Here is a 21,230-nt window from a genome sequence, read left to right as displayed (position 1 = left end):
GGCCCGCGCACAGGGTGCGGGCCGGATTGCTTCAGGCCCGGTATCATCAGGCCCGGTAACATCAGGACTGTCATGCGCCTGCATATCTGCGCGGCCGGACGCTTGCGGTCCGGCCCGGAAAAATCCCTCATCGACGACTATCTTGCCCGGTTTGACCGGACCGGCCGCGCGCTGGGCCTGGGGCCTGCGCGGGTGGTGGAGATTGAGGACAAGAAAAACGCAGGCATGGTGGCCGAGGCCGCGCTGTTGCGCAAGGCGCTGCCCAAGGGCGCGGTGATCTGCACCCTGGACGAGCGCGGCAAGCTGCTGTCCTCGCCGGATTTCGCGGACAAGCTGGCCGGCTGGCGCGACAGCGGCCGCCAGGACCTGGCGCTGATCATCGGCGGTGCGGACGGGATTGATCCCAGCCTGCGGGCAGAAGCCGATTTTTCGATCTCTTTCGGTAAGATGGTCTGGCCCCACATGCTGGTGCGGGTGATGCTGGCGGAGCAGATCTACCGGGCTGCGACCATCCTGGCGGGCAGCCCCTATCACCGGGTGTGAATGCGCCTTTGGGCGCATGCCTGCGGCGCGAGTATTTCTCAGAAAGATGAAGTCAGGGCAGGGTGAGGGCGTATGTTTCCGTGCCCCAGCCATCCACCAGGCAGCGTGCCTGGATCTGCACTTGGGCTGTGCCTTCCGGGATCTGCACGCCGCTGAGCGAGCGGGTAAAGGGTTGCTCCTGCTCATGCGGATGCGCCAGCACGCGCAGGCCCAGTTCGGTACCGTCCATTCCGAGCACCCGCCAGCCGTCGGCGTAATGCGCCCAGCCCGTGTCCGGGTGAGACAGCGTCACGCTGAAGGTCCAGCCGCCGCCGGATTGGCGGGCCGTGGCGCCTTCAATCACCGGGTCATCCGCGCGGGCGGGCAGGGCGGCAGCGCAGAGCGCGCCAGTCAGCAGCAGGGGTTTCATTCCCGCACCATAGCGGCGGCTGCGCGGCGGCGCGGTCACGAAACCGTGTCCCCGTCGCTCTCTGGCGGGATGCGCATCAGGATCGTGCGCGAATGCGAGGCAAACTCGCGCCGGTAGAGGACGGCAAACGTGATCATTGCCGCACCGGCCAGCGGCAGCGCGCCGGCCAGCCAGGCCACCGCGGCGAGGGCGAAATAGGTTGCCCGCATGCCGCGGTTGAAGCTGCGCGCCGCGGTGATGCTGATCTCGGCGGCCTGCGCGGCGCGCGGATAGGCCAGCGGGTCTGCACGGTCGTTCGGCACCGCTGCCATCAGTACCGCGCAGTAGCCGAACAGCCGGTGGGACCAGACGAATTTCAGAAACGCATTCGACAGAAACAGCACCACCACCAGGATCTTCACCTCCCAGACAAAGGCCGGGGCGCTGTCCTGGATCAGGTCTTCGGCAACGCCCGCCAGCTGCTCTGTATTGCCGATCAGCGCCAGCCCGCCGCCGATGGCGATCATCGCGGCAGAGGCGAAAAAGGCGGTGGCCTGGCGCAGGTTGCCGACTAGCTGAGCGTCAAAGATCCGCGGGTCGCGCTCCACCATCCGTTTCATCCAGTCGCGCCGGAAATCCGCCATCAGCCAGGACACCGACGGCCGCCCGGCAGGCGGGTTCTCGATCCGCCAGCCGATCCACAGCCAGCTGGCGATCAGCAGGGTCACGGCGGCGAGGTCGAACAGGGAAAACTGCGCAAGGAGGGTGGTCCAGATCATGGCCCGACCCTAGCGCGGCAATCCGCCCCTTGCCAGATGCGATAAATTGGTAATATTATTTTACCAAAGAGGAGAGCCCTATGGAGATGCCATCCCCGAACCCCGCCATTCTGGCCCGCAAGGCGCGGCTTGCCGCGCGGCTGCTGACTGTGCTGCCCGCCGATGCTGTGATCCAGGACGAGGCGGAGACCCGCGCCTATGAGTGCGATGCGCTGACCGCCTACAAATGCCCGCCGCTGCTGGCAGTGCTGCCGAGGTCGACGCAGGAGGTCTCGGATATCTTGCGCATCTGCCACGAGGAAGGCGTGCCGGTGGTGCCGCGCGGGGCGGGCACGTCGCTGGCGGGCGGGGCGCTGCCGACCGCGGATTGCGTGATCCTGGGCGTGGCGCGGATGAACGAGGTTCTGGAGACCGACTACGAGAACCGCATCATCCGGGTGCAGTCCGGGCGCACCAACCTCAGCGTCTCCGGCGCGGTGGAGGAGGAGGCGTTCTTTTACGCGCCCGATCCTTCTTCGCAGCTGGCCTGTGCCATTGCCGGCAATATCGCCATGAACTCCGGCGGCGCGCATTGCCTGAAATACGGCGTCACCACCAACAATCTGCTTGGCGTGACAATGGTGATGATGGATGGCACCGTGGTTGAAATAGGCGGCGCCCATCTGGACGCCGGCGGGCTGGACCTGCTGGGCGTGATCTGCGGCAGCGAGGGGCAGTTGGGGGTCGTGACCGAAGCCACCCTGCGCATCCTGCGCAAGCCGGAGGGCGCCCGGCCGGTGCTGATCGGCTATGACAGCAATGAGGTGGCCGGTGCCTGTGTCTCCGACATCATCAAGGCGGGCGTGCTGCCGGTCGCCATCGAGTTCATGGACCGCCCCTGCATCGAGGCTTGCGAGGCCTTTGCCAAGGCAGGTTACCCGATGTGCGAGGCGCTTCTGATCATCGAGGTGGAGGGCAGCCCGGCGGAGATTGATCACCAGCTTGGATTGATCACGGAGATTGCCCGCTCCCATAACCCTGTGGAGCTGCGCGAAGCCGGCGATGCGGAAGAGGCCGCCCGCATCTGGCTGGGCCGCAAATCCGCCTTCGGGGCCATGGGGCAGATCAACGATTACATGTGCCTGGACGGGACCATCCCGGTGTCCTCGCTGCCGTTCGTGCTGCGCCGGATCGGCGAGATGAGCCAGGAATTCGGTCTGAACGTGGCCAATGTCTTTCACGCGGGCGATGGCAACATGCATCCGCTGATCCTGTTTGATGCCAACAAGCCGGGCGACCTGGAGACCTGCGAGGCCTTTGGCGCCGAGATCCTGAAGCTGTGCGTCGAGGCGGGCGGCTGCCTGACCGGCGAGCATGGGGTGGGGATCGAGAAACGGGATCTGATGCTGCATCAGTATGATGAGGCGGATCTGGAGGCGCAGCTGAAGGTCAAGGATGTGTTTGACCCCAAGTGGCTGCTGAACCCGGCCAAGGTTTTCCCGCTTTCGGTGACAGAGGGCCGGCGCGCGGCTTTGGCAGCAGAATGATTGGGGGCTTGCCCCCAAACCCCCAGAGTATTTCCGGAAAGATGAAGATGATGACACCAGGGAGCGAGGCAGAACTGGCGGAGGCCATTGCAGGCGCAAGCGGGCCGCTCTGCATTCAGGGTGGCGGCAGCCGCGGGCTGGCGGTGGAAGGGGAGGTGCTGAGCACACGCGCCCTGTCCGGTATCGGGCTGTATGAGCCCGGCGCGCTGACGCTGGTGGTGAAGGCAGGCACGCCGGTGGCTGAGGTGGAGGCGCTGTTGGCCGCCGAGAACCAGCGGCTGGCGTTTGAGCCGATGGACCACCGCGGGCTGCTGGGCACCGAAGGGGAGCCGACCATCGGCGGGGTGATTGCCGCGGGCATTTCCGGCCCCCGGCGCATTCAGGCGGGCGCGGCGCGCGATCATTTGCTGGGCGTGCGCTTCGTGGACGGTTCCGGCCAGGTGGTGAAGAACGGCGGCCGGGTGATGAAGAATGTGACCGGCTATGACCTGGTGAAACTCCTCTGCGGCGCCCACGGCACACTGGGGGTGCTGACGGAGGTATCGCTCAAGGTGCTGCCGCGGGCCGAGGCGGAGGCGACGGTGACGGTGGCCGGGCTGGACCTGCCGCAGGCCGTGCGGGCGATGTCGGCGGCTTTGGGCTCGCCCTATGATGTCACCGGCGCGGCCTATGACGCAGAGGCCGGTCAGGTCTGCATCAGGGTGGAAGGGTTTGCGGGGTCCGCCGCCTACCGCAGCGGCAAGCTGTCGGAGCTTTTGTCGCCCTTTGGCCAGGCGGAGGTGCAGCCGAAGGCCCGGGATCTGTGGCAGGGCCTGCGCGATGTGTCGGCCTTTCATGGACGCGCGGGGGATGTCTGGCGGATATCGGTGAAGCCATCGGACGCGGTGAAACTGGCGCCGCAGCTGCAGGCAGAGGCGCTGCAATTCGACTGGGGCGGCGGGCTGATCTGGGCACTGGTGCCGGAAGGCACGGAGCTGCGGAGCCGGATCAATGTGCCGGGTCATGCGACGCTGGTTCGCGCGGAAGCCGAAACCCGCGCCCGGCTGGGCGTGTTCCAGCCGCAGCCCGCGCCGCTGGCAGCCATTTCCGAAGGGCTGCGGCGGCAGTTCGATCCGCGCGGCATCCTCAATCCGGGCTTGATGGGATAAGACATGCAGACCACCTTTACCGAACAGCAGCTGCAGGACCCGGGCACCAAGCGCGCCAATGAGATCCTGCGCACCTGCGTCCATTGCGGCTTTTGCACCGCGACCTGCCCGACCTATCAGGTGCTGGGCGATGAGCTCGACAGCCCGCGTGGCCGGATCTATCTGATCAAGGACATGCTGGAGAACGAGCGGGTGCCGGACGCCAAGACCGTCAAGCACATCGATCGCTGCCTGTCGTGCCTGGCCTGCATGACAACCTGCCCTTCGGGCGTGCATTATATGCATCTGGTGGATCATGCGCGCGCCTATATCGAAAAGCACTACGACCGCCCGTGGAGCGATAAGGCCCTGCGCTGGCTGCTGGCGCGGATCCTGCCCTATCCGGCCCGGTTCCGGCTGGCGCTGATGGGCGCCAAGCTGGCCAGACCATTCAAGGGCCTGCTGCCCGACCCGCGGCTGCGCGCCATGCTGGAGATGGCGCCGAAACACATTCCGCCGGTGAGCCGCAATGACGATCCGCAAAGCTTTGCCCCAGCCGTGCCGCGCAAGAAGCGCGTGGCGCTGATGACCGGCTGCGCGCAGAAGGCGCTGAATACCGACATCAACGACGCCACCATCCGGCTGCTGACCCGGCTGGGCTGTGAGGTGGTGGTGGCCAAGGGCGCGGGCTGCTGCGGCGCGCTGACCCATCACATGGGACGCGAGGACGAGAGCCACGCCACCGCGGCCAAGAACATCCGCGCCTGGGCGGCAGAGATGGACGGGCAGGGGCTGGACGCCATTGTCATCAACACTTCCGGCTGCGGCACCACGGTCAAGGACTATGGCCACATGTTCCGCAATGAGCCGCTGGCGGCGGATGCGGCGCGGGTCTCTGCCATCGCGATGGATGTCTCCGAACTGCTGATGCAACTGGAGCTGCCCGAGGGCGCAGACAAGGGGCTGACCGTGGCCTATCACGCCGCCTGCTCCCTGCAGCACGGCCAGCAGATCAAGACCCACCCGAAGACATTGCTGAAACGCGCAGGCTTCACCGTGGTGGAACCCGCCGACAGCCACCTTTGCTGCGGGTCGGCGGGCACCTATAACCTGATGCAGCCGGAAATCTCTGCCGAGCTGAAGGCGCGCAAGGTGAAGACGCTGGAGGCAAAGAACCCTGACTTGATCGCGGCGGGCAATATCGGCTGTATGATGCAGATCGGTTCCGGCACTGAACTGCCCATCATGCACACCGTTGAGCTGCTCGATTGGGCCACCGGCGGCCCGCAGCCGCCTGCGCTGACCGCGCCCGGCAAACGCGCCCCGGAGGTGCCGATGCTGCGCTGAGGCTGCCCGCAAAAAGAATCAGGCTGCAATCTTCGCGGGCTTGCCGTAATTTTGCCGGAACGGGCACGTAATCTCCCAGCCGGTGGATAAGAGGAGACGCAGGTGAGGCAGTGGATTCTGGCGGTGCTGGCAGTGTTGCTGCCGGCCGCGGCAATGGCGCAGGACAGCCGCCTGCAGCGGATGGATAGTCTGGACGCGGGCCGCAAATGGGACGCCGTCGGGCGGCTTGATGTGAATGGCGAGGGGTTCTGCACCGGCGCGCTGATTGCCCCGGATCTGGTGCTGACCGCCGCGCATTGCCTCTATGACAGCCGCACCAAGGCGCCGATTGACCCCACCACCATCGAATTCCTGGCCGGATGGCGCAACGGGCGCGCCTCGGCCTACCGCAGCGTGCGGCGGGCGGTGCAGCATCCTGCCTATGTCTATGACGGGGAGCTGTCGACCGGCCGGGTGCGCAACGATATCGCGCTGCTGCAACTGCAGCGCCCGATCCGCAACACCACCGTAACGCCGTTCGAAACCGACGAGCGCCCGCGCAAGGGGGCCAAGATCGGTGTGGTCTCCTACGCCCATGACCGTTCCGAGGCGCCGTCCCTGCAGGAGGTCTGCGCGGTGATGGCGCGCCAGCAAGGGGTGCTGGTAATGTCCTGCGATGTGGATTTCGGATCTTCCGGGGCGCCGGTGTTCTCCTTTGAGGGCGGCACCCCGCGGATCGTATCTGTAATTTCTGCCAAGGCGGAGGTGAGCGGTGAGCGGGTCTCGCTCGGATCGGCCCTGGCCGAGGAACTGACGCTGCTGCAGGCGCAACTGACCGGCGTGGCTACCGGCGGCCGCCTGCCGCCCGGCGTTGGCCGTGTGCGCGTCGGCGAGGGGCGCAGTTCCTCCGGTGCGAAGTTCATCAGGCAATGAGCTGGCGGGCGCTGATCCTGGCGGCTGCCGCCCTGGCCTATACCGGCGGCGCAATGGCACAGGGCACCGGCCTCCGGCGCCTGACCGGCCGCGACGACCTGCTGGGCTGGGAGGCCGTGGGGCGGCTGGAGCTGAACGGGCAGGGGTTTTGCACCGGCACACTGATCGCGCCGGAGCTGGTGCTGACGGCGGCCCACTGCGTCTATGACCGGAATGCCAAGGTGCGGCCGGCTGAGCAGATCACCTTCCGCGCCGGGCTGCGCGATGGGGTGGCGATTGCCGAACGGCAGGCGCTGCAGGTCGCCGCGCATCCGGGGTATAATCCGCACGGACGCCTCGACCTCGAAAACATCCGCCATGATGTGGCGCTGATCCGGCTGGCCGAACCCATTCTCAGCGGCGAGGCCGATGCCTTTGCCCTGCACTCCGGCAGCGGGTACGGCAGCGGCATTTCCGTGACCTCCTATGGCCGGGGCCGCGCCGAGGCGCTGTCGCGGCAGCGGCAGTGCAACCTTATGGGCGAGCATGAGGACGTGCTGATGATCGACTGCAACGTCACCTTCGGTTCCTCCGGTGCGCCGGTGTTCTCCGAGGCCGGCGGCCGCGGGCGCATCCTGGCGCTGGTGTCCGGCGGCGGCAATTACCGGGGCAAGCAGGTGGCGTTTGGCATGAAGCTGCCGCAGCGGGTGGCAGAGCTGAAGGCCCAGCTGCGCCGCAATCCTGCGGCCGCGCCCGACCGCCGGATCAAGCGGATCCGGGCTGGCGGCGGCGCCTCTGCCGGGGGCGCGAAATTTGTGCGCCCGGGCGGCTGACAGCCCCCTTGAAGCCGCATTTTCCGTCCCTATCTGAGGACTATCCGGGCAGCCGCTGATTGGGGCCCGGAAAATTCCTGCCTGTCCCCGCGGGGAAGGCATCCTGAAATCGCTCATGAATGAGGATGGAAAATGCGTACGTTTGATTTCACACCGCTGCACCGTGCAACCATCGGCTTTGACCAGATCGCCAACCTGATGGACCGCGCCCTGAGCGCTGATGCCGCCCAGTCCAGCTACCCGCCCTACAACATCGAAAAGACCGACGCCGACAGCTATCGCATCTCGATTGCCGTCGCCGGTTTTGCCGAGGAAGACCTGAACGTCGAATTGAAGGAAAACGCTCTGGTCGTTGCTGCCAAAAAGGCGGAAGACGCCGAGGAGCGCACCTTCCTGCACCGCGGCATCGCAACCCGCGCCTTTGAACGCCGGTTTACCCTCGCCGACCATGTCCGTGTGACCGGCGCCAGCCTGGAAAACGGCATGCTGCATATCGATCTGCACCGCGAGGTGCCGGAGGCGCTGAAACCGCGCCGGATCGAAATCTCCTCCTCCCGCCCGGCCCGTCCGGAGATCGAGGCCAAAGCGGTCAACTGATCCCGCGGACTGCGGTCCGAGCGTATATGCCCCCCGGTTTTGCCGGGGGGCTTTTTTGTGTCGCGGGCTTCAAACAATTCTTAGCCTTTTGGCCGCAGTGTTTGGGGGAAGATGTCGTTTGCACCGGCGCAGTTTCCGCCAGCGGCAGGCTGCGCTGCGGAGAGGTTTGGTGCCTTGGTTTGGTTGCGGTGAATTGGCGGTTTGATGACCCCTCAGGAAGTTCAGCATGTTCAGCAAAGCTTTGCCGGGGTTTTTGCCCGCAAGGCGGATCTGGCGGAACGGTTTTACGTGCATCTGTTCACCCGCCTGCCGCAGGCGCGCGGAATGTTCCGGGGCAATTTCGTGAAGCAGAAGGCGATGCTGACGGAGATGATTGCCGCCTGTGTGCGCAATCTGGACGATCCGGCGACGCTGGCAGAACTCAGCGCTCGGCTGGTTCAGGACCACGCGCACCTGGATCTTGGCGCGCGGGAGAGCGAGGCGGCAAAGCGGGCGCTGATTGCCGCTTTGCGCGATGTTCTGGGGCCGGCGCTGGACCCGGAAACGGAAACCGCCTGGGCCAGCGCCATCAGCAGGGTGGCCGGGGCGATGGCCCGGCATTGACCTGCCCTTGCACCCTGCGTTTCGGGATCAGACCGACATGCAGATGTATTTCATCTCCAGGTAATCCTCGATGCCGTGGTGGCTGCCTTCGCGGCCCAGACCCGACTGTTTGACGCCGCCGAACGGGGCCACTTCGGTGGAAATGATGCCGGTGTTTACTCCGACAATCCCGTATTCCAGCGCTTCGGCCACCTTGTACACGCGGCTGAGGTCCTTGGCATAAAAATAGGACGCAAGACCGAAGATGGTGTCATTGGCCATCGCGATCACCTCGTCCTCGTTCTCGAACTTGAACAGCGGCGCAAGCGGGCCGAAGGTTTCTTCGGTGGCAAAGGCCATGTCCTGGGTCGCGCCGGTTACGACGGTCGGCTGGAAGAAGGTGCCGCCCAGCTCCGACGGGTTGCCGCCCAGGATCACGCTGCCGCCTTTGGATTTGGCGTCGGCAATGTGCTCCTCGACCTTCTCCACCGCGTCCTTGGTGATCAGGGGGCCGAAATCCGTTCCCTCTTTCAGCCCGTCGCCGATGGTCATTTTCTGCAGCGCCGCTTTCAGCTTCTCCGCAAAGGCATCGTAAACGCCGGCCTGCACATAGATCCGGTTGGCGCAGACACAGGTCTGGCCATTGTTGCGGAACTTGCACATGATGGCGCCTTCGACTGCGGCGTCCAGGTCGGCATCGTCAAACACGATAAAGGGCGCGTTGCCGCCCAGCTCCATCGAGCATTTCATCACCTGCTCGGAGGCCTGCTTCAGCAGGATGCGGCCCACTTCGGTGGAGCCGGTGAAGGTCAGCTTGCGCACCGCGGGGTTCTCGCAGAATTCCTTGCCCACATCGGAGGACCGCGACGAGGGCACCACGTTGAACACGCCCGCGGGGATCCCCGCGCGCTCTGCCAGAACCGCCAGCACGATGGCCGACAGCGGCGTTTCTGCCGCCGGGCGCGCAACGAACGAACAGCCCGCCGCCAGCGCCGGACCGGCCTTGCGGGTGATCATCGCGTTGGGGAAATTCCACGGGGTGATCGAGGCGGCCACCCCGATCGGCTGCTTGATCACCGTGATGCGCTTGTCGCGCTGGTGGCCGGGGATGGTCTCGCCGTAGATCCGCTTGGCCTCCTCGGCGAAGAACTCCACAAAGGAGGCGCCATAAGCGACCTCGCCGCGCGACTCGCTGAGCGGCTTGCCCATCTCGGCGGTCAGGATCACCGCCAGATCCTCCTGGTTTTCCATCATCAGGTCGAACCATTTGCGCAGCACATTGGCGCGCTCCTTGCCGGTCCACTTGGCCCAGTCCTTCTGTGCGGCCTCGGCCTGGGCAATGGCGCCCGCCACTTGGGCGCGGCTGACATCCGCCACCTTGGCAATCACGTCGCCGCGCGCCGGGTTGGTCACGTCAAAGGTGCCCTCGCCATCGACGAACTGGCCGCCGATATAGGCGCGCGTCTCCAGCAGGCTGGGGTCTTTGAGCAGGGATTTCAGGTCAGTGGTTGCATCAAGCATTGCGGGCCTCCCGGGGGTTCTGTCTCTGAAATGCAAATCAGCTGTGCCTTGATATGTCCAGACAGATCGATAAGTCCAGAATTTGATCAAATTATTTTGCCAAGAGTGCCGCGGACTGAAATTTCCGCCGGGCAATTTGACATGTCCTGTGCGAGACTGTCAGGTAGCCGCAAAGCATAATTTCAACGGGGAGACTGGGCATGGAATTGGATGATGCCTATGCCAACGGGGCCTACATTGAGAACGCAGAGAAGTACCCGCCGCGCTGGGCCGCCTCAGCCGAGGACTTCCGCAACAGCCTGCACAAGCGTGCCCGGCTGGACATCCCCTATGGCGAGGGGGCGCGGCAGCGGTTCGACCTGTTTCTGCCGGAGGGCGAGCCTAAGGGCGTCTTTATCTTTGTCCACGGCGGCTACTGGCTGGCCTTCGACAAAAGCTCCTGGTCGCATCTGGCCCGCGGCGCGATTGCGCATGGCTGGGCGGTGGCAATGCCGTCTTATGACCTGTGCCCGGAGGTGCGGATCGCCGATATCACCCGGCAGATCACCGCGGCGGTGACCCGGATCGCGGCGGAGGTGGACGGCCCGATCGCGCTGGCCGGCCATTCGGCGGGCGGCCATCTGGTGGCGCGGATGCTGGACAAGGCGCTGCTGCCGGCAGAGGTGGGCGAGCGGATCAAGACGGTGATCCCGATTTCGCCGCTGGCGGATTTGCGGCCGCTGCTGCGGACGTCGATGAATCAGAAGTTCCGGATGGACTCGGCTGCGGCCATTGCCGAAAGCCCGGTGGAGATGACAGACCGCTATCCGGCGGAGGTCACGGTCTGGGTCGGCGGCGAGGAGCGCCCGGCGTTTCTGGATCAGGCCATCTGGCTGGTGGAGGCCTGGGAGACCGACCACGTGATTGCCTTTGGCAAGCACCATTTCAACGTGATCGACCCGCTGGCGGACCCCGAAAGCGACCTGGTGGCGCTGATCGTGAATTGATCGCGGAGCGGTGGGCGGGATCGCCCACCCTACAAGCTCCCTGGCCGTAAAAACGTCTTGCCAGAATCCGGTTTTCACCGCATCGTCCGCGCAAGGGCCAGGCGATGGCGTCGCCGCATGGAATACATGGTGCCCCCGCATTCCCAAACCGTCCTGAACGCCGGGACCTTTCTTGTAAGAAGGAAGGGTCTGATATGACTGCACGTCCTGAAATGTACCGTTTTCACAATGGTGAGAAGGCGCCGCTGCAATTTGCCGTCTCCGAGTACGAGGCGCGGATCGCCGGCCTGCGCAAGATCATGGCCGAAACCGGGGTGAGCGCCGCCGTATTCACCTCGATGCACAACATCTCCTACTATTCCGGCTTCACCTATTGCGCCTTTGGCCGGCCCTACGGCCTGGTGGTGACCGGGACCGAGGCGGTTACCATCTCGGCAGGCATCGACGCGGGCCAGCCCTGGCGCCGCTCGTTCTGCGATAACATCACCTATACCGACTGGCAGCGCGACAATTTCTGGCGTGCCATCAAGTCGGTAAGTGGCGAGGGCGCGGTTGTCGGCTATGAGAGCGACCACCTCACCCTGCTGCAAAAGGGCAAGTTGGAGGCGTTCCTGGCACCGTCGAAACTGGTCGATCTCTACCTGCCGACCATGGAACAGCGGATGCGCAAATCAGCGGCCGAGATCGGGATGATCCGGGCCGGTGCGGCGGTGGCCGACGTGGGCGGTTTTGCGATCCGCGATGCGGTCAAGGAAGGCGTGCGCGAGATTGATGTGGCGATGGCCGGGCGTGACGCGATGGAGCTGGAGATTGCCAAGCGGTTCCCGGATGCCGAATATCGCGACACCTGGGTCTGGTTCCAGTCCGGCATCAACACCGACGGCGCCCACAACCCGGTGACGGGACGCAGGCTTCAGCGCGGCGATATCCTGTCTCTGAACACCTTCCCGATGATCTCCGGCTATTACACCGCGCTGGAGCGGACCATGTTCGTGAAGGAAGTGGACGCCGATAGCCTGAAGATCTGGGAGGCCAATGTGGCGGCCCATGAATACGGCATCTCGCTGCTGCAGCCGGGCGCGAGCTGTGCGGAAATCACCCATAAGATCAACGCTTTCTTTGAGGAGCGGGATCTGCTGCAGTACCGCACCTTCGGCTATGGCCATTCGTTCGGCGTACTGTCGCACTACTATGGCCGCGAGGCTGGGCTGGAGCTGCGCGAGGACATTGACACGGTTCTGGAGCCGGGCATGGTGATCTCGATGGAGCCGATGCTGACCATCGCCGAGGGCAATCCCGGCGCCGGCGGCTACCGTGAGCATGACATCCTGGTGATCCACGAGGACGGCAACGAGAACATCACCAAGTACCCCTACGGGCCGGCGTTCAACGTGGTCGGCTGAGCCGCGGCGCAGGCGGGGGCTCCCGCCTGCTCATGGCCTCCCGCCGGGAGGCCTTCGCAGTTGGGCGTGGCACCGTGCGATGCACGGTGCCCTTTCTTTTCTGGGGGCACCGCCTGTACACTCCCCATGCACCCCCTGTGCACCCCCTTGACGCCGGGGCGGCTGCCGGGTCCGTGAATATTGCGCTGCGGCAGCGCTTGGGGCATAGGAGCGCAACGGTTACAGTAGCCCCAAGTTTACCCCAAGGTTTGCCTCTGCGCCGCGGCCTCTCCAGCGCCGCCGCGAGGAAGAAAGAGCCACCGCCATGTATGACGTCCCGGAAAAGAAGAAATCCGAATTTGCGCTGATCCAGCTGATGCCGAACTTGATGACCATCGGCGCCATCTGTGCGGGCCTGTCGGCGATCCGCGCTGCGGTTTACGGCAACTACACGCTGGCGGTGATGCTGATCCTGCTGGCCGCGGTGCTGGACGGGCTGGACGGGCGGCTGGCGCGGGCGCTGCACAGCGAAAGCAAGATGGGTGCGGAGCTGGATTCGCTGGCCGATTTCCTGAACTTCGGGGTGGCGACGCCGATCGTGATATACCTCTGGGCTTTGCAGGATGTGCGCGGCGTGGGGTGGATTTCGGTGCTGGTGTTCTCGGTCTGCTGTGTGGTGCGTCTGGCACGGTTCAACGTCAGCAGTAAATCGGAGGAGGAGCCGAAGGGGCGTAGCGGCTATTTCGAAGGCATCCCGTCGCCTGCCGGGGCGTTCCTGGCGATGCTGCCGATGTTTGTCGCCTTTGCCTTTGACGGAGCGATGGTGCTGCCGGAGCTGCTGATCTGCCTGCATATGGTGGTGGTCGGCCTGCTGATGATCAGCCACATCCAGACCTGGTCGCCCAAGGCGATGAAAATCTCCCGCGAGCATGTTAAATACCTGCTGGTGGGATTTGCCTTCATGGCTGCGGCACTGTTGACCTATGCATGGACGGTGCTGGTTGTGCTATGCGTTGGCTACGTTGCTATGGTGATTTGGGGGCTGGTTTCCAAACCAAAGGACTAGCCCAAGACGTCCAATGGGAGGGACGAATTGGATATCAAGGCAGTTGAGGAATCTTACGCGCGCTGGGCGCCGGTATACGACAGGACCTTTGGCGCGGTGACGCGCTCAGGCCGCCGCCGCGCAACCCGCTATATCAATTCCCGGCAGGGCAATGTGCTGGAGGTCGGCGTCGGCACCGGGCTGTCGCTGCAGCATTATGCGCCGCATCTGCGGGTGACCGGCATCGATTTCAGCCATGACATGCTGAAAAAGGCGCAAGCCAAGGTGCGGGAGTTGGGGCTGACCCAGGTCGAAGCGCTGCGGCAGATGGATGCCCGGCAGCTGGATTTCCCGGACAACTCCTTTGACAACGTCGCTGCCATGCATGTGCTGTCCGTCGTGCCCGAACCGGAGCGTGTCATGCGCGAGATCGCCCGGGTGCTGAAGCCCGGCGGCAAGGTGGTGATCACCAATCATTTCAAGAGCGGCAAAGGGGTCAGGGCCTCGCTGGAGAAGCTTTCTGCGCCCTTGGCCAATGTGATCGGCTGGCATTCCGACTTTGCGCTGGAAACGGTGCTGCAGGAGGACGGGCTGAGTGTCGAGCAGCAGGAGAACATTCCGCCGTTCGGCATGATGACCTTTCTGGTTCTGGGCAAGCAGCAGACCATGTGACGATGCCCCGTTTGCGCGAAACCGCCCCCGGATCCGCTCAGGCGCGTCCGGGGGTTTTCTTTGTGCAGCCTCTCTGCAACAGTGATTTGGAAACGGGCGGAATTGCGCCGCCCGGGGGATGTAAAATCTTTTTACATCCCCATATCCGGATCAGTTATTTGAGCGGGAGGAACGGACACGATGAGTGTTTCCCAATTTGACAGGATGGTACAGGAGAGCCAGGAGAAGGTCCGGGACTCCCAAGCCAGGATCGAGGCGATGACCTCGCGCATCGAGACTGCGCGCAGCAAGATCGAGGCGGGCGAGGATGCCAGCATCGACATCGAGAACGCGACGCTGGAAGATGTTCACGCGCATACCGAGGTGATGAACGCCAATATCGCCGAGCTGATCATGGGGCTGGACGACGTGACGGCGGCGTTCTCCAAGGACTTCAATGAGATGCGCTCGAAAACCGGGTGGGAGAGCTTTGTCGGCTTCTTCTCCAAGGGCAAATCGGACTCGATGCGCCAGGAGCGGATGCGCACCGCCAATATCGACGACAAGCTGCAGGATCTGATCGCCAAGTCGGACGTGATCGTGAAGCTGCTGGAAGGCCAGCTGGCCACCCTGGAAGAGCAGCGCGAGAAGGTGCAGGTGAACTTGTCGGCCACGCTCGATGACCGCGAGTTCACGGTACAGGAGCTGGAGGGCGTGCGCGCCCGGATCGTGGCGCTGGACCCGCAGATCATCGAGCTGGAAAACAAGATCGCGGTCGAGCAGGACGCGGCCGCGCGCACCAAACTGGAGACTGAGCTGGCCGAGCTGAACACCAAGTACAACGCGCTGGTGCAGGAGGAGCAGGTGAAGCTTGCGAAATCCCAGACGCTGGAGCGTTATATCGAGAAGGGCAAGACTTGGGTCGACTCCCTTCAGAACCAGGCGGCGACGCAGATGGTGCTGATCAACAAGCTGCAGACGGACACCCAGCAGCGGGTGGTGCTGTATGACGCGCTGACCAAATCGCTGAAGACCGCGCAGCAGCAGGATGTGGCGCACCGGATCAACGAGATCGGCGTGCAGACCGACAAGGAAGCCCAGACCGCAATGGCGGCGATCGGCACCGCGACCAACCAGAAGATGGCCGATATGCTGGAAAGCCATGAGGGCAACATGGTGTTCGCCCGCGACGTGCTGGAGAAAAAGGCCAAGGCCGATGAACGCTTTGCCCGCAGGTTTGCCGCGATTGTCGAGAAGCACGACAAGAACCTGTATGGTGGGTGAGCTTGGATTGGCTTGAGTTCCTGAATATCCCGTATCCGCCGAACTGGTTCTGGTGGAGCGTGCTGGCGGTTATTTTGGAACTTTGGCTGTTCTCTACTTCGTCGTCGGAGGCCCTTTTGCAGGCTGGGTTGTGGCCACAGTAGCGGGAGTGTTCGCAATCTTTGCCTGGGAACTTTCTAAGGAGCGGATTGGTTAGACACCTCGGCCCACAACGCTGGCTGGAGAAAGCCGTAAACACTGGTGTGCACATGACAAAGTTCGAAAAACGGATATTCAGAATCGGGGTTGGCATAGGGCTGGCTGGGTTCACGCTGTGCAGCGCAATGGCCTATCTCCTCAGTGCTCCGGCCTTTGCGATGGTGGCAAGTGTCTTTGCCTTTATCGGCATTGTGATTGCCTTTCTTTGGTTCATTCAGGCCTGTGCGGACTCTTTCCGCGACTATGGCCTAGGGGAAGGCACGGCAAACCTGTACGGAGAAGACCATGCCAAGCGCATATTTGGCGAAAACTACATGAAGCCTAAGCCATGACCGATCCCTCGCGCGATCACGCTGGCCTCGGCGATACCTTCGCCTCGCGCCGGTATTTCAGGAAGTTCGAGACCATCATCCGGCATCTGACCCGGGTGGCGGCAGCGATGCAGGCGGAGGGACGGCTGTCGAAATCAGATGTGAAGGTGCTGACCAGCTATCTGATGCGGCTGAACTTCACCTTCCGCGCGCTCTCCATGAAGTACCTGATGGCGGGACGCGACACCGGGCGGTTCTTTGGCAGCCTTGCGATGGACAAGCGCGACAGCGGCTTTCCGGTCGCCGCCGAGTTGATGACTATGGCCAATGACGCCCAGCAGGCGGAGCGGCATCTGGCCAATATGGCGAGCGAGGCGCAGCTGAAGGACGATATGGTGCGCACCATCATCTCGGACCGCACGGTGCCGGCCAAACTGCAGTTCGCGCTGTCGCAGCGGCTTTATTATCAGGAGCTCTCGAAGGGGCAGCTGTTCTGGGTCCAGAACCATCCGGTCTGCGAATGGCTGGAAAACATCGGCGAGCGGCGGCGGCGCTTCCTGCTGCATTGGGCCGCCTATGACAGCCAGGTGAACCTGCCGGTAATCTACCTGATGGAACTGGAGGACAGCGGTAAGGTGGCGCTGCCGAAGGACGAACGCCGCTGGCCGGAGGTGCAGGCGCATCTGATGGCGCAGGCACTGGCGGGGCTGAAACTGGTGACCATTGCCAAAGGGTTTGACGAGGATTTCGCGGACCTCCACCCCAAGCGTCTGCGCCGCTATCATGTGGGGCCGATGTATTCCTCCGCCTATACCGAGCAGACCGGCCCGCTGCACCGGGTGCTGGAGGAGGCCGAGGCCCCTGAGGGCCAGGACTGGGCCTTGGCCTGGACGCTGGAGGAACTGGAAAGCGAGGAGGTGCGGGAAGAGCGCGCCGGCTGGTTCGGCACCGTGGAGCGGGAGATCTTTGCACTCGACCCCTTTGGCGGGCGCGGTGCGGATACCGGCGCGACCCGGACCCAGCGCGCGATCATCCTGCCGCAGCGCCCGTTCCAGGTGCTGGCAGAGCTGGACCCGCCGGGGTTTGCGGATGTGCAGAAATTCGTGGTGAGCGATGCGGGGCAGGTGCTGCGGTATTGAGGTCTGCGCGTGTTGCCAGCGGCGGGAGCCTCCGGCGGGGATATTATTAGCCAGATGAAGATCGGATCGGTTTCGGTTTGCAGCGTTGGGATTAAGAGGGTGAGATGAGCATTTCAGGCACTCAGATGGAGCTGCGGGAAGAGGATATCCGCAAGCATTACGCCGCCGCGGCCGCGATGCTGGAGGGGTTCGACCACACCCCGCGCGTGGCCAAGCCGCAGGCAAGCGCGCCGGTGCAGGAGCGTTCGCCCGGGATTGCCCGCAGCCGCCGCTTCCGTTCCACCACACCGGGGCTGGTGACGCGCTCCACCGCGCGCCCGGAGGGCGTGCATCTGATTGCCCGGATCGAGGCGGCGGACGGAGACGATCCGCTGACCTCGCCCTTGCAGGCAACCTTGCAGCACGCGCTGCGCCGGGCGCTGGCGGTCTCGCTGGCGATGGCGGAGGTTTATGCGGATGTCTCGGGCCTTGCTGATCTGAAGCGGGCCAATCTGGCAGGCTCTTTGGACGCGGCGCGTAAGGGGGAGTTTACCGAACTGCTGGCGGCTGAGGCGCTGATCGCGGCGCATGTGTTTGCCAATGCCACGGCCTATCTGCTGGCACCGCACGGGTCCGAGACGCAGGCCGAGGTAGGCGAGGCTGAGGAGCTGCTGACGGATAATGCGCCGCTGGCGCTGCACGGCGCGCTGTGGGAGCTGGACCAGAAGCTGGCGCTGCATGCGCCCGACGATGCGCATCTGATTGCGGCGGCGGCTGCCTATGCCGAGCAGCTGATGGAGAAGGCCGCCCTGCGGGCGCAGAACGCACCGCGGCTGGAGGCCTTCACCGCGGCTTCTTGGCGGGTGGAGGCGGATGATCTCACCATCAGCGGCTTTGATGCGGCCGCCAAGGCGAAATCCACCACCCTGACGATGGCGTTCAAGAAACCGCATGAGGTGGTCGGCAACCATATCGCCAAATACCAGGCGATGCGGCTGGCCAAGATGCTGATGGCCTATGATTTCGACCGCCGCCTGAACCCCTTTGCCGAGATGGGCGGTTTCATCTTCACCTTCATGGGTGACGGCAAGCCGGGGACCGGCAAGACCACCCTGATCCAGATGATGGCGGGGCTGATCCACGACTATTGCCAGAATGCGGGCTACCCCTTCCGCTATCAGAATTTCGGCATCGACAATATCGACAGCTACCAGGGCAAATCCGGCCAGAACGCCAAGAGCTTCATCCAGAACGTAATCGATCCGGGCGTCATCGGCTTTGGCACCATCGACGACATCGACCAGATCGCGGGCAAGCGCGGCGACCGGCAGTCCTCGGCGGGCCAGCAGGAGGTGACGGCGGTGTTCATGGAGGCCTTTGCCGGGGCCAACACCGTGGTGCGCGGCAACTGCACCTTTGGCATGTTCTCCAACTACCCAGAGAATGTGGACGACGCGCTGCGCCAGCGGGCGGGGGCGCGGTTCCTGGTGGACGGGCCGCAGACGCGGGAGGATTACATCGACATTCTGACCCTTCTGATGGGCAAGAACCATGCGATCCCGCTCGGTGAGCATGACCTTTATGGCGCGCAGGAGATCAAGAAGGCGGTCGCGCGGTCTTTCGAGGCGCACAACCGCCCGCAGGAACCGGGGCTGATGGAGGTCTTTGGCCGGGTGCAGGATCAGATTGGCGAGCTGGATGATCTGGCCAAGCTTGGCACCTATTTGAAGGCCATTCAGCAGGCGGATGAGCGGTTTACCGGTCGCGCCATCAAGAACATCACCGATGCGGTCAAGGTCCGGGCGATGGATTTCGAGCTGCCGGATGAATGGATGGAGAATCCGGAGCTGTTCCTGTTCAAGGATTACGAGACCAAATCCGCGATGATTGCGGAGCTGCGGGTGCCGATCACCGTCGACATGGTGGTGCAGGAGATCAACCGCTACGCCGACAGCGAATTCCGCTATGCCGACAAGTCGGATGAGGTGGCGATTGAAAACATGGTGCGCGATTTCGGGCGGCAGGAAGAGGCCAAGCGGCGGTATCTGGAGGGGAAGGGGTGACCGTCAAGATAAACTGGTTGCAGAGAGAGGCCACAGACCGGCGGCGGCTGTTCTATTTTACCTCACCAGATCATCTGTTGGGGAATTTGAGAGAGAACAAAATAAAAGTTTCCGAGTTCAAGAAGTGCAACGATGTCTTCGAGTTAGCGTCAGTTGAGCTAAAGGACAAACAAACACGCGCGGACCAACAGGCTTGGTCCGAAGAACTTTCACGCGAATTGGGGCTGATTTGTTTCTCTCAAGATTGGCGCAATCAGCTGATGTGGGGTCACTACTCGAAGAGCGGAAAAGGTGTTTGCCTTGTCGTGGATGTTCTCGTCGAGGAACTTCAGAGGGTCAAATACTTGCCTAGAAGGAAGACAAGTAATGGCGTTCCGTTCCCTAGTTCTAGTGATCCTGCGTTTAGGCAGTTTTGCTCTCAAAAATCACATCACTGGAGCTATGAAAAAGAGGAGCGCCTTTTTGTCGATTTTCGCTCTAAGGGAGTTTTCTCCACAAAGGACGGTAGGTTCTTGCAAATGGGGGACGAAGTCCAACTCGTAGGTTTTATCAACGGACCCCAGCCTGAATTTTCTGCTAAGGAGATCCAAAAGGCATATGGCAGATCGCTCGAACATTTTCAGTGCAGAGCTGCTTTCCGGGACTTTAGGATGGTAGTGCAGCAAAACAAGAAGCTCTGGAAAAAGGTGCAACCATGAAACGCCTCATCCAGCATGGCCTGATGTTCGGCAACCTCTTCCATGTGGCCTCGCCCGCGCTGGTGGAGCGGTACAATCGCGCGCTGAAGCATCTGACCGGCAAGACCACCGCCCTCACGGATTTCCACGTCGATATCTCGGGTTTTTCGCCGGAGATCGGGGATGAGCTGGGGGATGATCACTATCTGAACCATGCGGGCGTGAACCGGCAGTTCATTCTGCTGTCGACCGAGCAGAAGCGCTGCCCGCTGCTTCACGTGAAATTCTCCACCAGCCGGGACATCCTGCGCCGGTTCATCGAGGTGAATGAACGCCAGCTGTTTGCGCTGACCGCGACCGATGCCGTGGCCGGCGAGCTGGTGAATTCGGTGTTTGAGGTGTCCTCACCCGCGCGCCTGTTCGACATCCGGCAGGTGCGGATCGAGGCGGACACCACCCGCGGCACGCTGCGCCATGCGGACCGTCTGGCGGAGCTGGTGGAGCGGTTCAAATCAGGTGAGGATGCCTGGTTTGATGATGCGTTGATCGGGGAGATGATCCAGACGGCGGAACAGACCGGCGATGTGACGCGCAATCCGGTGCATCTGGAGCATGAGGTTTTTGAGCAGGGCAACTTCTGGACCGCGCATTTCGGCGGGCTTTATGTGTTTCAGGACGTCGGGCATCCGGCGGTGATTGCCAGCGGGGAGAAGCCGGAAGGCGTGCCGCTGAAGCATGTGTTCGCCTTAAGCGAGCGCAATGCGATTGCCCGGTTCCTGGAGGTGAACCGGCTGGCGGAGCCGGTGATCCGGGCGCGCGGCGTTGATGGGGCCGCGATCCTGCGGCAGAAGATGGGGTTTCTTGCGGTGTCCGTGCTGACCGAGAAGGGGCGCGACCTGACCGGACTGTCACGCTCGGACCTCAGGCGGATGGCGGCGCGGCACGCCGATGAGCTGCCGGCGGAGTTTGACGGGCTGGCGGCGCTGGTGCGCTGGGCCGAAGGGGGCGGCAGTTGGCCGCGGATCACCTCGGATCATCCGGCCTATTTCTATAGTCTGCGGGCGTCGGACACGCCCTGCCGCGACTTGGTGAATATGCTGCTGGCGGAGCTGTGCCCGCATGATTTCCGGCAGATGTTCATCTGCCACAAGGAGGAGTTTTACCGCCAGTACCGCGGCTGGCCGGAGACCAAGAAGGCTTACGCGGCGGAGTTCCTGGCGCGGGAGTATGCGTTGGACAAGGCCGGCGCGCGGCAGGCGCTGTTCGGGCATGAGCCGGATATGGAGGGACGGGTGCCCGAACTGCCGCGCAGCCAGCGCCAAGGGGTGGTCGAGCGCGTCGGCCCCTGGGGCGCGGTGAACCGGGTGAGGGGCCGCTAGAG

At 63.5% G+C, this 21,230-nt stretch carries 21 protein-coding genes; 18 read left to right on the top strand and 3 right to left on the bottom strand.

From position 1 onward, the window contains the following. Positions 1 to 72 precede the first annotated feature (72 nt). On the top strand, positions 73 to 543 hold the full coding sequence (gene rlmH / locus DAEP_RS0112130; RefSeq protein ID WP_027244854.1) for a 23S rRNA (pseudouridine(1915)-N(3))-methyltransferase RlmH: 471 nt from the start codon (positions 73 to 75) through the stop codon (positions 541 to 543). A 52-nt stretch (positions 544 to 595) separates the two neighbouring features. Here the strand turns inward: rlmH and DAEP_RS0112125 are convergent, their stop codons facing one another. Beyond that, positions 596 to 952, bottom strand: a complete 357-nt coding sequence (locus tag DAEP_RS0112125; RefSeq protein WP_027244853.1) for a hypothetical protein — start codon at positions 950 to 952, stop codon at positions 596 to 598. A gap of 35 nt (positions 953 to 987) precedes the next feature. Beyond that, on the bottom strand, positions 988 to 1,710 hold the full coding sequence (locus DAEP_RS0112120; protein WP_027244852.1) for a DUF599 domain-containing protein: 723 nt from the start codon (positions 1,708 to 1,710) through the stop codon (positions 988 to 990). 80 nt (positions 1,711 to 1,790) lie between these two features. On the opposite strand from DAEP_RS0112120, the gene DAEP_RS0112115 reads away from it, so the two are divergent. The 7 genes from DAEP_RS0112115 (at position 1,791) to DAEP_RS0112085 (ending at position 8,634) form a co-directional block, all read left to right on the top strand. Next, on the top strand, positions 1,791 to 3,236 hold the full coding sequence (locus tag DAEP_RS0112115; RefSeq protein ID WP_027244851.1) for an FAD-linked oxidase C-terminal domain-containing protein: 1,446 nt from the start codon (positions 1,791 to 1,793) through the stop codon (positions 3,234 to 3,236). A 50-nt stretch (positions 3,237 to 3,286) separates the two neighbouring features. Further along, entirely contained in the window at positions 3,287 to 4,384 is a 1,098-nt protein-coding gene (locus tag DAEP_RS0112110) for an FAD-binding protein (protein ID WP_027244850.1), read from the top strand. Positions 4,385 to 4,387: 3 nt separating this feature from the next. Then, complete coding sequence (glcF, locus tag DAEP_RS0112105; RefSeq protein ID WP_027244849.1) at positions 4,388 to 5,710, top strand: glycolate oxidase subunit GlcF; 1,323 nt, start codon at positions 4,388 to 4,390, stop codon at positions 5,708 to 5,710. 102 nt (positions 5,711 to 5,812) lie between these two features. After that, positions 5,813 to 6,622, top strand: coding sequence for a trypsin-like serine peptidase (locus tag DAEP_RS0112100; RefSeq protein ID WP_027244848.1), 810 nt, complete (start codon positions 5,813 to 5,815; stop codon positions 6,620 to 6,622). Next, complete coding sequence (locus DAEP_RS0112095; RefSeq protein WP_027244847.1) at positions 6,619 to 7,434, top strand: trypsin-like serine peptidase; 816 nt, start codon at positions 6,619 to 6,621, stop codon at positions 7,432 to 7,434. Before DAEP_RS0112100 ends, DAEP_RS0112095 begins: the two co-directional genes overlap by 4 nt. Positions 7,435 to 7,566: 132 nt before the next feature. Next, positions 7,567 to 8,031: an Hsp20 family protein gene (locus tag DAEP_RS0112090; RefSeq protein WP_027244846.1), complete on the top strand. Its 465-nt coding sequence runs from the start codon at positions 7,567 to 7,569 to the stop codon at positions 8,029 to 8,031. Between the two features lie 204 nt (positions 8,032 to 8,235). Further along, complete coding sequence (locus DAEP_RS0112085) at positions 8,236 to 8,634, top strand: globin domain-containing protein (RefSeq protein WP_027244845.1); 399 nt, start codon at positions 8,236 to 8,238, stop codon at positions 8,632 to 8,634. A 27-nt stretch (positions 8,635 to 8,661) separates the two neighbouring features. On the opposite strand, the gene DAEP_RS0112080 is transcribed toward DAEP_RS0112085, so the two are convergent. Next, on the bottom strand, positions 8,662 to 10,134 hold the full coding sequence (locus DAEP_RS0112080; RefSeq protein WP_027244844.1) for an NAD-dependent succinate-semialdehyde dehydrogenase: 1,473 nt from the start codon (positions 10,132 to 10,134) through the stop codon (positions 8,662 to 8,664). 200 nt (positions 10,135 to 10,334) lie between these two features. On the opposite strand from DAEP_RS0112080, the gene DAEP_RS0112075 reads away from it, so the two are divergent. The 10 genes from DAEP_RS0112075 (at position 10,335) to DAEP_RS0112030 (ending at position 21,228) form a co-directional block, all read left to right on the top strand. Next, positions 10,335 to 11,120, top strand: a complete 786-nt coding sequence (locus tag DAEP_RS0112075; protein WP_008556453.1) for an alpha/beta hydrolase — start codon at positions 10,335 to 10,337, stop codon at positions 11,118 to 11,120. A 194-nt stretch (positions 11,121 to 11,314) separates the two neighbouring features. Next, positions 11,315 to 12,523, top strand: coding sequence for an aminopeptidase P family protein (locus DAEP_RS0112070; protein WP_027244843.1), 1,209 nt, complete (start codon positions 11,315 to 11,317; stop codon positions 12,521 to 12,523). 304 nt (positions 12,524 to 12,827) lie between these two features. Continuing rightward, entirely contained in the window at positions 12,828 to 13,568 is a 741-nt protein-coding gene (gene pssA, locus DAEP_RS0112065; RefSeq protein WP_008553508.1) for a CDP-diacylglycerol--serine O-phosphatidyltransferase, read from the top strand. Positions 13,569 to 13,595: 27 nt separating this feature from the next. Beyond that, complete coding sequence (locus DAEP_RS0112060; RefSeq protein ID WP_027244842.1) at positions 13,596 to 14,219, top strand: class I SAM-dependent methyltransferase; 624 nt, start codon at positions 13,596 to 13,598, stop codon at positions 14,217 to 14,219. A 180-nt stretch (positions 14,220 to 14,399) separates the two neighbouring features. After that, positions 14,400 to 15,482, top strand: a complete 1,083-nt coding sequence (locus DAEP_RS0112055; RefSeq protein WP_027244841.1) for a coiled-coil domain-containing protein — start codon at positions 14,400 to 14,402, stop codon at positions 15,480 to 15,482. 248 nt (positions 15,483 to 15,730) lie between these two features. Continuing rightward, a complete protein-coding gene (locus tag DAEP_RS0112050; RefSeq protein WP_027244840.1) occupies positions 15,731 to 16,012 on the top strand; it encodes a hypothetical protein in 282 nt (93 codons plus the stop codon). Continuing rightward, positions 16,009 to 17,130 (top strand): hypothetical protein, encoded by a 1,122-nt coding sequence (locus DAEP_RS0112045; protein ID WP_027244839.1) that lies wholly within the window; start codon positions 16,009 to 16,011, stop codon positions 17,128 to 17,130. Before DAEP_RS0112050 ends, DAEP_RS0112045 begins: the two co-directional genes overlap by 4 nt. 104 nt (positions 17,131 to 17,234) lie before the next feature. Further along, entirely contained in the window at positions 17,235 to 19,172 is a 1,938-nt protein-coding gene (locus DAEP_RS0112040) for an AAA family ATPase (RefSeq protein ID WP_027244838.1), read from the top strand. Beyond that, positions 19,169 to 19,870: a DUF2971 domain-containing protein gene (locus tag DAEP_RS0112035; RefSeq protein ID WP_027244837.1), complete on the top strand. Its 702-nt coding sequence runs from the start codon at positions 19,169 to 19,171 to the stop codon at positions 19,868 to 19,870. The genes DAEP_RS0112040 and DAEP_RS0112035 overlap by 4 nt, the downstream gene beginning before the upstream one ends. Then, positions 19,867 to 21,228, top strand: coding sequence for a DUF6638 family protein (locus DAEP_RS0112030; RefSeq protein WP_027244836.1), 1,362 nt, complete (start codon positions 19,867 to 19,869; stop codon positions 21,226 to 21,228). The genes DAEP_RS0112035 and DAEP_RS0112030 overlap by 4 nt, the downstream gene beginning before the upstream one ends. Positions 21,229 to 21,230 lie beyond the last annotated feature (2 nt).

Origin of the sequence: Leisingera daeponensis DSM 23529 (assembly GCF_000473145.1) — a bacterium.
GTDB lineage: Bacteria > Pseudomonadota > Alphaproteobacteria > Rhodobacterales > Rhodobacteraceae > Leisingera > Leisingera daeponensis.
Note: the sequence above shows the minus strand (reverse complement) of the source record. Positions and strands in the feature narration are given on the sequence as shown.

Excerpts from the sequence above, each read along its gene's own strand:
- rlmH (WP_027244854.1), top strand. The coding sequence starts at position 73 with ATGCGCCTGCATATCTGCGCGGCCGGACGCTTGCGGTCCGGCCCGGAA.
- DAEP_RS0112125 (WP_027244853.1), bottom strand. The coding sequence starts at position 952 with ATGAAACCCCTGCTGCTGACTGGCGCGCTCTGCGCTGCCGCCCTGCCC.
- DAEP_RS0112120 (WP_027244852.1), bottom strand. The coding sequence starts at position 1,710 with ATGATCTGGACCACCCTCCTTGCGCAGTTTTCCCTGTTCGACCTCGCC.
- DAEP_RS0112115 (WP_027244851.1), top strand. The coding sequence starts at position 1,791 with ATGGAGATGCCATCCCCGAACCCCGCCATTCTGGCCCGCAAGGCGCGG.
- DAEP_RS0112110 (WP_027244850.1), top strand. The coding sequence starts at position 3,287 with ATGACACCAGGGAGCGAGGCAGAACTGGCGGAGGCCATTGCAGGCGCA.
- glcF (WP_027244849.1), top strand. The coding sequence starts at position 4,388 with ATGCAGACCACCTTTACCGAACAGCAGCTGCAGGACCCGGGCACCAAG.
- DAEP_RS0112095 (WP_027244847.1), top strand. The coding sequence starts at position 6,619 with ATGAGCTGGCGGGCGCTGATCCTGGCGGCTGCCGCCCTGGCCTATACC.
- DAEP_RS0112090 (WP_027244846.1), top strand. The coding sequence starts at position 7,567 with ATGCGTACGTTTGATTTCACACCGCTGCACCGTGCAACCATCGGCTTT.
- DAEP_RS0112085 (WP_027244845.1), top strand. The coding sequence starts at position 8,236 with ATGACCCCTCAGGAAGTTCAGCATGTTCAGCAAAGCTTTGCCGGGGTT.
- DAEP_RS0112080 (WP_027244844.1), bottom strand. The coding sequence starts at position 10,134 with ATGCTTGATGCAACCACTGACCTGAAATCCCTGCTCAAAGACCCCAGC.
- DAEP_RS0112075 (WP_008556453.1), top strand. The coding sequence starts at position 10,335 with ATGGAATTGGATGATGCCTATGCCAACGGGGCCTACATTGAGAACGCA.
- DAEP_RS0112070 (WP_027244843.1), top strand. The coding sequence starts at position 11,315 with ATGACTGCACGTCCTGAAATGTACCGTTTTCACAATGGTGAGAAGGCG.
- pssA (WP_008553508.1), top strand. The coding sequence starts at position 12,828 with ATGTATGACGTCCCGGAAAAGAAGAAATCCGAATTTGCGCTGATCCAG.
- DAEP_RS0112055 (WP_027244841.1), top strand. The coding sequence starts at position 14,400 with ATGAGTGTTTCCCAATTTGACAGGATGGTACAGGAGAGCCAGGAGAAG.
- DAEP_RS0112050 (WP_027244840.1), top strand. The coding sequence starts at position 15,731 with ATGACAAAGTTCGAAAAACGGATATTCAGAATCGGGGTTGGCATAGGG.
- DAEP_RS0112045 (WP_027244839.1), top strand. The coding sequence starts at position 16,009 with ATGACCGATCCCTCGCGCGATCACGCTGGCCTCGGCGATACCTTCGCC.
- DAEP_RS0112040 (WP_027244838.1), top strand. The coding sequence starts at position 17,235 with ATGAGCATTTCAGGCACTCAGATGGAGCTGCGGGAAGAGGATATCCGC.
- DAEP_RS0112030 (WP_027244836.1), top strand. The coding sequence starts at position 19,867 with ATGAAACGCCTCATCCAGCATGGCCTGATGTTCGGCAACCTCTTCCAT.